Below are 10,013 nucleotides of genomic sequence, written 5' to 3' on the forward strand. Positions count from 1 at the left end.
GGTGATCTTCTGGGGTCGTTGGCGCAGGTCTTCTCCGGCCGGGGTCAGGTCCCGTAGGCGGGAGATCCCGAGCCGGCGCAGCCACCGCCCCACAGTACGAAGACACACCCGGTGGCCCTCGGAGACGAGGTGGTGATGGATGCGCCGTGCGGACCACTTGCGCTCCCGCCGCAGGGCGTGGATCTGGGCGACCAGGACCGGATCGAGCTGGGCAGGTGAACGGTGCGGCCGGCTGGGCAGGTCCTGAAGTCCTGCCTCGCCCTGAGCCTTGTAGCGGGCCACCCAGGTGGCCACTGTGGGCCGTGAGACCCGGAACTCGGCGGCCACGTGTGCCTGCGGGATCCGGTCGTGCAGGTGGCGGTGGACCATCCTGAGACGGCCAGTGGGGGTCAGGGGTGCGTTAGCGTGAGTCATGAGTGGGTCTTTTCGAGCAGGTCGGAGGCGTAGGAACTTCCATCCTGTGGGAGAGGCCCACTCGTCTCATCTCAGCCCGGCACCCATGTCAAGAACCTCATGACCCACAACAGCTAGCCGGCCGCACCAGAACCGGAACCGACACCATACGGGCCATGACTCTCGGCTGGCAGACCCCCTGGCTGCTGGACCAACTCGAGCCAGCGGCGGAGGCCTACACCACCTATACCCGCCAGCTGGCGGTACTGCTGCCCCGGGGAAGGAGACGCGACCGTACCGTGGAGGACTGGCGGGCCTGGTTGCCCACGGATGCCGGCTGGCAACACCGGGCCTGTCCGCGCTGCACCATGGAATCCACCCCTCCCTGCCCCTACCAACTGGCGTGGCTGGTGCCCCTATTGCTCTCCTGCCCCGTCCACCACTGCCGACTCGAACGCCACAACGGCCCGGTGGGCTACCACGACTTCTGGCACGTCTCGCCGGGTAGGCCCGAGCCGCGACCGGTCGGGGCGGCGATCCGGAGCATGGACCAGCGGACCTGGCAGGCCCTGACCACAGGATCCGTCGCCCTTCCCCGACACCGGGTGCACGCAGGCCTCTGGTTCCGACTACTCAGGACGCTGCTCGACGAGCTCGGCGCGACCATCATCGAATGCGGCGCACCCGGCCGGCTGACACGACAGGTGTGGGACCGCACCGGCCACCCGGTCCGCGCCGGACAGGGCCCGTGGCGCCCCTACGAGGAACTCTCCGATCAGCGCCAACTCCAGTCCCTGGAAGCCGCCGCCACCGCGATACACCTGCTCGAAACCCGGGCCATGACCTGCCCCGGACGCGAAGCCGAGGTGTTCCTGCCCCAACCGGACATTTCCCGCGACCCCGGCAGCACCGAACAAACCACGGACCCCACCGCCATCCGTTGGTAGGAGATCAAAAAGAACTTTCAGGCCGTCGTCGAGGAAGCCCGGACCACCCCCGAGACCGCCCGCCAACTCTTCAACTTCTGCACGATGTACCGCCGCGACAACGACGAAGTGATCCAAGGCGTCCGGAGCAATTTCACCGAGCTCGGCATCCCTTCGGACTACCTGTCACCATAGCTACGCCGTGACCGTCTGCGAGACGTAGAATAAATGACCGGTTACGTGACAATATTTCTCAACACTTCGCTCTGCGGGCCTCGTGTCACATAAACGATCGAATAAATGACAGGGGTGGTGGGCGGTGCTCGTGGGGTACATGCGGGTGTCTAAGGCTGACGGCTCCCAGGCCACCGACCTGCAACGCGACGCCCTGCTCGAAGCCGGCGTGGAACCGGAGGCTCTGTACGAGGACAAGGCCTCCGGCAAGAGCGATGACCGTCCCCATCTGGCCGCGTGCCTGAAAGCGCTGCGGGCCGGGGATACCCTGCTGGTGTGGAAGCTGGACCGACTCGGCCGGGACCTGCGCCACCTGGTCAACATCGTGCACGAGCTCACCGAGCGGGGCGTGGGCCTGAAGGTGCTCACCGGCCAGGGGGCGGCGATTGACACCACGACCGCCTCCGGCAAGCTGGTGTTCGGGATCTTCGCCGCCCTGGCCGAGTTCGAACGCGAGCTGATCTCCGAACGCACCAAGGCCGGCCTGGCCTCGGCCCGGGCCCGAGGCCGCAAGGGCGGCCGGCCCTACAAGATGACCCCGGCCAAGATCCGCCTGGCGATGGCCTCGATGGGGAACAAGGACACCAACGTCGGTGCCCTGTGTAAGGAACTGGGCATCACCCGCCAGACCCTCTACCGCCACGTCTCACCCACGGGGGAACTGCGCGAAGCCGGACAGAAGGTGCTGGCCCAACGCCGATGACCACCGCGGGCTGCGGAGCTGTGTGCCGCCGATGGTGACCCACCCGGGGGCGTGTCGTATGACGTGCCGTCGCGGGACGGACCACCGGACGGGTCATGCGGGATGTCCCTAGTGGCGTGCCACTGTTCATCCATGTCGGCTGCGGGTGTGTCCGGTGGGGGGTTCCTCCTGCGGACGCGTCTATTGCTCAACCAGCCCCACTGGGTCAGTGGTGGGTGGGGTGTTCGTGGTGGGCGTGGGCGGCGGGTTCGAGTTGGAAGGTGGAGTGGTCGATCGCCACGTCGAAGTGCTCGGCGACGCAGTGTTGGAGCTGGTCCAGGATCTGGGGGCGTGCCCGTCGTGGAAGCAGTGGTCCTCGACGACGACGTGGGCGCTGAGCACGGGGACCCCGGTGGCGATCTGGGAGGCGTGCAGGTCGTGCACGGACACCACGTGCGGCACCGCTTCAAGGTGGTCCCGAACCTCGGCGAGGTCCAGGTCCCGGGGGGTGGATTCGAGCAGGATGTGCGCGGCCTCGGCCAGGATCTTCAGGGTGCGGGGCACAATCAACACGGCGATGAGCATCCCGGCCACGGCGTCGGCCTGCGCCCAGCCGGTGGTGGCGATGACCAGGGCGCTGGCGATCACGGCCACCGAGCCCAGCGCATCGTTGAGGACCTCCAGGAACGCGGCGCGCATGTTCAGGTTGGCCCCGCGGCCGGAGCCGAGGACGGCCAGCGAGGCGAGGTTACCGGCCAAGCCGAGGATCCCGAACAGCAGCAGAGGGCCGGAGGCTACCTCGGGCGGGGCAAACAGTCGCTGCAGGCCCTCGATGAAGGCGTAGAGACCCACGGCCAGCAGGATGGCGGCCTGGGCCAGGGCGGCCAACACCTCGGCGCGCAGGAACCCCCAGGTGCGCCGGGCCGTGGGCGGCCGAGCCATCAGGGTGGAGGCCAGCAGGGCCATCAGCAACCCGCCAGCGTCGGTGAGCATGTGCGCCGCGTCCACCAGTAGGGCCAGGCTGCCGGTGATCAGCGCCCCGGCCACCTCGGCCAGCAGCACCGCCGTGGTGATGGCGAAAGCGACCGCCAGCCGCCAGCGGTGCGCCGGCGAGGCGTGGTGGTGTGCACCCATTAACTGTGTCCTCCTTCTCCGGGACCGGGCTCAGGCCGCGGCGGGGCCGTCGGGGCCCGGGGTGCCGGAGTGTGGGCAGAGCTCGACCGCGTGCCCGGTGACCGTCAGCAGCCGCTCGGCGGCGGCCAGCACCTGAAGCAGCTCGGGCTCGGCGGCCAGGGCGTACAGCGAGGCCCGGCCCGCCGGCCGGGAGGCCACCAACCCGCAGCCGGCCAGGCAGGCCAGGTGCGCACTGACCGTGGACTGGGCCAACCCGAGGTGCTCGGTCAGCTCGCGCACTTTGTGCTCCCCGGTGGCCAGGTGCCGCAGGATCGCCAACCGGGTGGGGTCGGAGAACCCGTGGAACAGCGCCGCCGCCGGGCCCAGGCCCGCCGCCGGGGACACCCCCGGCTCCTTAATCATCGTCATACGACGATAATAGCGCCTTCAGTCGATAATGGCGAGGTCGCGCCCCAGGACCGGTCAGAAGCCGGTGAAGGCGGGGAGGAACTGGACGAAGACCGAGCCGGCGACGGCGACGTAGGCGACGGCGATGAGGGTCCCGGCCCAGCCGGTGGCGAACCGGACCACCCCCGGCGGGGCGGGGATCACGCCGTGGGCGAGGTTGCGGGCGGTGAGCAGGAGGAACAGGGGGATCATGGCCGCCCAGACGATCATGCAGTACAGGCAGAGGATGTAGATCTCGTACAGGGCCTGGAACCACAGCCAGGCCACGAACCCTATCCCGAGGGTGACCCCGGCCTGCAGCCCGAGCCAGTACCCGCGGCCGGGCCGGGCCCCGGAGAGCACGACCATCGCGGTGGAGATCACCACGGCGAAGGCGACGATGCCGATCAGCGGGTTGGGGAAGCCGAACAGCTCGGACTGCCAGGTGCCCATGACCCGTCCGCAGGACACCCAGGGGTTGATGTCACAGCTGGTGGTGTGGCCGGGGTTCTCGTAGAGGGCGAGGCGTTCGAGGACCAGGGTCGCCGAGGCGATCCAGCCGACGGCGCCGGTGACGAGCAGCACCAGGCCGAAGGCCCGGCGCCCGGTGAACCACGCCGGGGCCGGCGCCGGGCCGGCTGCCGATACTGGGGAGGCGGCGCTCGGGGCGGTGGGCTCGGTGAGCCGGTCGGTCATGGGAAGTCCTTTGCTCTCGGTCCTTTGCTCTGGCCCGGGTGGCCGCGGATGGTCCGGGCGGTCAGTCCTGGGTGGCGGCCTCGACGGCGGCGGTGAACTCTTCCAGGCTGTTCACGGTGAGCGGCTCACCGTCGAGGTAGAAGGTCGGGGTCCCGGCCACGCCCAGGGCGGTGCCGTCGGCCACGTCCAGCTCGACCCGGTCCCGGGTGGCCGGGTCGGCCACCGCGGCATCGTAGGCGGCCATGTCCAGGCCCAACTCTTCGGCGTAGGCCCGGAAGACCGGGCTGCGGTCCTCCGTGGTGTGGCTCCACTCGGTCTGGGTCTCGAACATCTTCTGGTACATCGACTCGTAGGCGCCCTGCTGGGCAGCGGCCTCCACGGCGATGGCCGCGGTGACCGAGTTCGGGTGGCCCGGCAGCGGGAAGTACCGGTGCACGAAGGTCACGGTGTCCGCATACTCGGCGCGCAGGTCCTCCACGAAGGGGTAAGCCGCCGCGCAGGCCTCGCACTCGAAGTCCAGGAACTCCACCAGCACGGCCTTCTCATTGGGGGCCTGCGAGAGCACCCGGCTATTCTCCCGCACCAACTGACCGGCAGACCCAGTCGACTGCCCGGTGGACTGGGCGGTGGACTGGTTGGGGTCCTGCTGCTGGGCGGTGGCGGTCCCGCGGGCCACAAGGTAACCGATGAGGGCGGCGGCCACGACCAGGCCCAGCAGCACCCAGACCACGATCTTGGCCCGGCGCTGCCGGGACGGGGTGGGAGAAGACGGGGTGGAAGCGGTGGGGTCAGGGGAAGTCACGAGCGGTCCAATCCGTGAGGTGGGGGGGCGTGTGCGGGCGGGGTTAGACGGGGGTGGTGAAGGTGCCGGCCAGGTTCTGCAGCTGGTAGATCCACAGGGTCCAGATCCCGGTGACCATCAGCACCCCGACGAGCACCAGCAGTACCCCGCCGATGATGTTGAAGGCGCGGATGTGGCGGCGGACGAAGCCCAGCGTTCGGGTGACCCAGTCCAGGCCCATCGCCACCAGCACGAAGGGGATGCCCAGGCCCAGACAGTAGAGGAAGCCCAGCAGGGCCCCGCGCCAGGGGTCCCCGGTGGTGGTGCTCAACGCCAGCACGGCGCTGAGGGTCGGGCCCATACACGGGGTCCAGCCCAGGCCGAAGACCACCCCGAGCAGCGGGGCCCCGGCGATCCCGGTCCTGGGCTGGAAGGACATCCGCCGGGTGTTCTGCAGGAACGGCAGCCAGCCGATGAGCACCAGGCCCATCAGGATCACGAACACCCCCAAGGCCCGGATCAGCGCGTCCTGCCACTGCAACAGCCACCCGCCGATCACCCCGAAGGCGGCCCCGTAGAGGGTGAACACCGCGGCGAAGCCCATAATGAACAGTCCCACCCCGGTCATCACCCGGCGCCGGTTGTCCGCCCGGCGCGGGTCGGCCAGCCCGGAGACATACCCCAGGTATCCGGGCACCAGCGGCAAGATGCACGGGGAGAGGAAGGACACCAGCCCGGCGACCACGGCCAGCGGCATCGCCACCAGCAGTGCCCCGGACTGGACCATCTCGGCGAAGAACCCACCCAGGCTCATGGCCGTCCTCCTCGGCCCCGGCAGCGGCGATGCGGGAAGGTGGGGCAGCAACGGGCAGTCACGGAGGGTCCTCACTGATTCAATCGATCGGGGTCGCCCGGCCCGGGCGAAACCGCGCAAGAGACTACAGCACAGGCTGTATAGTTCACCACATGCTGACGATTGCGACACGGTTGGACGTGATGAACCGACTGGGCCGGGCGATGGCCGACCCCACCCGATCCCGGATCCTGCTGTCCCTGCTGGAGGGCCCCGGGTATCCGGCCGAGCTGGCCCAGGCTCTGGGGCTGAGCCGGTCGAACGTGTCGAACCACCTGGCCTGCCTGCGGGACTGCGGGATCGTGGCCGTCGAGCACCAGGGCCGCCGCACCCGGTACGCGATCGTCGATGCGCACCTGGCCCGGGCGCTGAGCAGTCTGCTCGAGGTGACCCTCGCGGTGGATGCCTCCGCGCCCTGCCTGGACCCGGGCTGCCCGGTACCCGGGTGCTGCGAAACGGCGGAGGTGGCCTCGTGAGCGCCGCCTGCGGCTGCGAGGCCCCGACCCCCACTCCCGGTGCACCCGAGGAGCACGAGGAGCACCGGCCGTGGTGGCGCGATGCAGCCATCCTGCTCCCGGCGCTCTCCGGGCTGGCGTTCCTCACCGGGCTGGTCCTGGAATGGTCCGGGGCCGGTCTCGTGGCCACGGTGGTGTTCTGGGTCGGGCTGGTGCTGGGCGCCTGGACCTTCGTGCCCGGGGCGCTGCGCGGATTGTTCACCCGGGGCCGGCTCGGGATCGGACTGCTGATGACGATCAGCGCCATCGGCGCGGTGATCCTGGGCTACATCGAGGAGGCCGCCGCCCTGGCGTTCCTGTACTCCATCGCCGAGGCCCTGGAAGACAAGGCCATGGACCGGGCCCGGGCGGGCCTGCGCGCCCTGCTGAAACTGGTGCCCGAGACCGCGACCATCCGGGCCGGCGGGGCCACGGTGGAGGTCGAGGCCAAGGACCTGCGACCCGGGCAGGTGCTCGTGGTCCGGCCCGGGGAACGGGTCGCCACCGACGGGATCGTGCGTACCGGGCGCAGTTCCCTGGACACCTCGGCGATCACCGGCGAGTCCATCCCGGTCGAGGTCGGCCCGGGAGACACCGTCTCGGCCGGGTCGATCAATACCGCCGGGGCCCTGGAGATTGACGCCACCGCCGCCGGCACCGACAACTCCCTGACCACCATCGTGCACCTGGTCGAACAGGCCCAGGCCGAGAAGGGGGACCGGGCCCGGCTGGCCGACCGGATCGCGAAGCCCCTGGTGCCCGGGGTGCTCATCCTGGCCGTGCTCGTCGCGGCCCTCGGGTCCCTGCTCGGGGACCCGGAACTGTGGATCACCCGCGCCCTGGTGGTGTTGGTGGCCGCCTCGCCCTGCGCGCTGGCCATCGCGGTGCCGGTCACCGTGGTCTCGGCGATCGGCGCGGCCAGCCGGTTCGGGGTGGTCATCAAATCCGGGGCCGCCTTCGAGCGCCTCGGCGGGATCCGCCACCTGGCGGTGGACAAGACCGGGACCCTGACCCGCAACCAGCCCACCGTCACCGCCGTGCTCGCCGCCCCCGGCATCACCGAGGACCAAGTGCTGGGCTGGGCCGCGGCACTGGAACAGCACAGCACCCACCCGTTGGCCGCGGCCATCACCGCCGCCACCCCGGACACGCCCGCGGCCGAGGGCGTCACCGAGACCGCCGGGCACGGGATCACCGGCCGCCTGGACGGGGCTACCGTCACCGTCGGCAGCCCCCGCTGGCTGGCCCCCGGCCCCCTGGCGGCCCAGGTCCAGGGGCTGGAGGACCAGGGCATGACCGTGGTCATCATCCACCGCGACGGGGCGGTCGCCGGGGCCATCGGGGTCCGTGACGAACTGCGCCCTGAGGTCCCCACCGTCGTGACCACCCTGACCGGCCAGGGCATCGACCTGACCATGCTCACCGGGGACAACGCCCGCACCGCCCGGGCGATCGCCGACCAGGCCGGCATCGACGACGTGCGCGCCGAGTTGCGCCCCGAGGACAAGGCCACCGCCGTCCACCAGTTGACCGGCACCCGGCCCACCGCGATGATCGGTGACGGCATCAACGACTCTCCCGCCCTGGCCGCCGCCGAGGTCGGCATCGCCATGGGCGCCACCGGCTCGGACGCAGCCATCGAATCCGCCGATGTCGCCTTCACCGGCCACGACCTGCGCCTGATCCCCCAAGCTCTGGCCCACGCCCGCCGCGGCCGGGCCATCATCAATCAGAACATCATTCTCTCGCTGCTGATCATCGCCGTGCTGCTGCCGCTGGCCATCACCGGCGTCCTCGGCCTGGCCGCCGTGGTCCTGGTCCACGAGGTCGCCGAGGTCATCGTCATCGGCAACGGCCTGCGCGCCGCCACCACCCGACGCACCGCCCTGGAACCCCTCACCGACCGGCAAGCCCAACCCGCCACCACGGGATGAGCTCCTACCGTGCCTGCGGGACAGAGACGCCCAGGCCCGGTGAGACCCGACCTGTCCGGTCCATCCGGTACCTGCCGGCGATTTCACAGGTCGCGCCGGGGTCAGCAGATCCACTGAGGCGCCGGGAAACGGGCGCATCGCGAAAGGACACGAATGAACCACCGGCGCAGGTACCCCCTGGTGCTCTTGACCATTGCGATCGGGGCCGGCGTAGTGGTCCTGGACCAGGTGACCAAGTGGTGGGCGGAGAACAGCCTGTCCACGGGCGAGCGAGTCCCGCTCCTGGGTGAGCTGCTCGGGCTCCAGCTGGCCTACAACCCCGGGGCGGCCTTCTCGTTCGGGGCCAACTCGACCTGGATCTTCACCATCATCTCGGCGGTGGCGGTCGCCGCGGCGATCTGGTTCACCCTCCGGGTCCGTACCGTGTCCTGGGCGATCGTGATCGGGTGTCTCGGCGGCGCGGTGACTTCCCACCTGGGTGACCGGCTCCTGCGCCCACCGTCATTCGGGCAAGGCCACGTGGTGGACTTCCTCGCCTACGGGAACTGGTTCATCGGCAACATCGCGGACATCTTCATTGTCGGCGGGGCGCTGGCCGCGGTCCTCCTGACCGCCACGGTGCCCGACCGGGGCACCGTCGACGCCGCGCGATAACCACTACTAGGACTCCCCTCCGCGGCCCGCTGCAGTCGGTCCCCCCTAGGGAGTCAACCTGCCGGCGCCGTACGAGACCACACGGTGATCTTGGCGGGGTGGGGCGGTGCGTCCAATCGGGTATACCCCTTACACACCCTGCCCGTCCACGAGGCCATCACGTCAGAGGCGGTCCCAAATCGGGCTGTTGGACAGAAATGTCGGAGGGTCAAAGACGTGGTTGGACAGACGGTGGCCTACGTGCGGGTGAGCTCGACGGAGTAGAACCTGGACCGCCAGCTCGAGCCTCCCGAAGTAGGATGACCACTGAATGGACCGACCGTGACGGCTTGGCCCCCAGGGAGCCGGGTTATCCACACGTCGTTCGCGAGGACCTCTTCGACACGCTCATTGGCTTTTCCCAACCGAGGTATGTCCGGATGAGCTCCGCGATGAGGTTCACGACCAGCTCGAACAGCTCGAACAGCTCGAACAGCTGGAGTTCATCCCGCAGCAGAAGCGGTCCATCGGCGACACTCCATTCCCACTTGATGGCCCCAAACGCGCTCAGGCGACCCGTCTGGCCCGCCAGTACCGGCGGGCCGAGATCGAATGGCAGGGGCTCACCTCGATCTGCCAGCAACCCGACTCTCATGCCTCCTACGAGGCCACCCTCTCGACTCGGGCCGACAGCGCGCGAATTTCCCAGGACGAGTTCCATCGCGCTGCATCCCGTCTCCAGGAAAGCGGCCACATCACCGCCATGAGGACATGGGAACGAGACCTGCTGCGTCCCAAACTGGCTCTTCACAATCGAGGGTGTAGAC

The 10,013-nt window shown here is 69.6% G+C and carries 11 protein-coding genes and 1 pseudogene; 5 read left to right on the top strand and 7 right to left on the bottom strand.

Going from position 1 to position 10,013, the window contains the following annotated elements:
• Positions 1 to 414, bottom strand: a 414-nt coding sequence (locus tag HMPREF2863_RS09355) for a helix-turn-helix domain-containing protein (RefSeq protein WP_141756412.1), incomplete at its 3' end; no start/stop codon positions are given.
• A gap of 2 nt (positions 415 to 416) precedes the next feature.
• Here HMPREF2863_RS09355 and HMPREF2863_RS09360 point away from each other — a divergent pair.
• Together HMPREF2863_RS09360 and HMPREF2863_RS09365 are read left to right on the top strand one after the other, a co-directional pair.
• Entirely contained in the window at positions 417 to 1,340 is a 924-nt protein-coding gene (locus HMPREF2863_RS09360; RefSeq protein ID WP_083315355.1) for a TniQ family protein, read from the top strand.
• Positions 1,341 to 1,638: 298 nt separating this feature from the next.
• Entirely contained in the window at positions 1,639 to 2,256 is a 618-nt protein-coding gene (locus HMPREF2863_RS09365) for a recombinase family protein (protein WP_036313821.1), read from the top strand.
• A gap of 205 nt (positions 2,257 to 2,461) precedes the next feature.
• Here the strand turns inward: HMPREF2863_RS09365 and HMPREF2863_RS09370 are convergent.
• The 5 genes and pseudogenes from HMPREF2863_RS09370 to HMPREF2863_RS09390 form a co-directional block, all read right to left on the bottom strand.
• Positions 2,462 to 3,369: pseudogene (locus HMPREF2863_RS09370) on the bottom strand (cation diffusion facilitator family transporter).
• Between the two features lie 30 nt (positions 3,370 to 3,399).
• The gene (locus HMPREF2863_RS09375; protein WP_067191815.1) at positions 3,400 to 3,777 is read right to left on the bottom strand and encodes an ArsR/SmtB family transcription factor; all 378 of its coding nucleotides are present in this window, start codon (positions 3,775 to 3,777) and stop codon (positions 3,400 to 3,402) included.
• 54 nt (positions 3,778 to 3,831) lie between these two features.
• Positions 3,832 to 4,491, bottom strand: coding sequence for a vitamin K epoxide reductase family protein (locus tag HMPREF2863_RS09380; protein WP_036313831.1), 660 nt, complete (start codon positions 4,489 to 4,491; stop codon positions 3,832 to 3,834).
• A 61-nt stretch (positions 4,492 to 4,552) separates the two neighbouring features.
• Positions 4,553 to 5,293, bottom strand: a complete 741-nt coding sequence (locus HMPREF2863_RS09385) for a DsbA family protein (RefSeq protein ID WP_036313834.1) — start codon at positions 5,291 to 5,293, stop codon at positions 4,553 to 4,555.
• A 43-nt stretch (positions 5,294 to 5,336) separates the two neighbouring features.
• Positions 5,337 to 6,086 carry a cytochrome c biogenesis CcdA family protein gene (locus HMPREF2863_RS09390; protein ID WP_036313837.1) on the bottom strand — a complete coding sequence of 250 codons (750 nt, stop codon included), beginning with the start codon at positions 6,084 to 6,086 and terminating at the stop codon, positions 5,337 to 5,339.
• A gap of 152 nt (positions 6,087 to 6,238) precedes the next feature.
• Here HMPREF2863_RS09390 and HMPREF2863_RS09395 point away from each other — a divergent pair, with 152 nt between their 5' ends.
• The 3 genes from HMPREF2863_RS09395 (at position 6,239) to HMPREF2863_RS09405 (ending at position 9,207) form a co-directional block, all read left to right on the top strand.
• Positions 6,239 to 6,601: a Cd(II)/Pb(II)-sensing metalloregulatory transcriptional regulator CmtR gene (locus HMPREF2863_RS09395; RefSeq protein ID WP_070639689.1), complete on the top strand. Its 363-nt coding sequence runs from the start codon at positions 6,239 to 6,241 to the stop codon at positions 6,599 to 6,601.
• Positions 6,598 to 8,553 carry a heavy metal translocating P-type ATPase gene (locus HMPREF2863_RS09400; protein WP_170721174.1) on the top strand — a complete coding sequence of 652 codons (1,956 nt, stop codon included), beginning with the start codon at positions 6,598 to 6,600 and terminating at the stop codon, positions 8,551 to 8,553. The genes HMPREF2863_RS09395 and HMPREF2863_RS09400 overlap by 4 nt, the downstream gene beginning before the upstream one ends.
• A gap of 180 nt (positions 8,554 to 8,733) precedes the next feature.
• Complete coding sequence (locus HMPREF2863_RS09405; RefSeq protein ID WP_227718746.1) at positions 8,734 to 9,207, top strand: signal peptidase II; 474 nt, start codon at positions 8,734 to 8,736, stop codon at positions 9,205 to 9,207.
• Between the two features lie 349 nt (positions 9,208 to 9,556).
• Here HMPREF2863_RS09405 and HMPREF2863_RS11895 read toward each other — a convergent pair.
• The coding region (locus HMPREF2863_RS11895) for a hypothetical protein (protein ID WP_210386730.1) at positions 9,557 to 10,013 on the bottom strand (457 nt) is incomplete at its 5' end.

It is taken from the genome of Micrococcus sp. HMSC067E09 (assembly GCF_001812555.1).
Classification (GTDB): domain Bacteria; phylum Actinomycetota; class Actinomycetes; order Actinomycetales; family Micrococcaceae; genus Micrococcus; species Micrococcus lylae.

Coding starts and splice junctions, on each gene's coding strand:
- HMPREF2863_RS09375 (WP_067191815.1), bottom strand. CDS start 3,777: ATGACGATGATTAAGGAGCCGGGGGTGTCCCCGGCGGCGGGCCTGGGC.
- HMPREF2863_RS09380 (WP_036313831.1), bottom strand. CDS start 4,491: ATGACCGACCGGCTCACCGAGCCCACCGCCCCGAGCGCCGCCTCCCCA.
- HMPREF2863_RS09390 (WP_036313837.1), bottom strand. CDS start 6,086: ATGAGCCTGGGTGGGTTCTTCGCCGAGATGGTCCAGTCCGGGGCACTG.
- HMPREF2863_RS09395 (WP_070639689.1), top strand. CDS start 6,239: ATGCTGACGATTGCGACACGGTTGGACGTGATGAACCGACTGGGCCGG.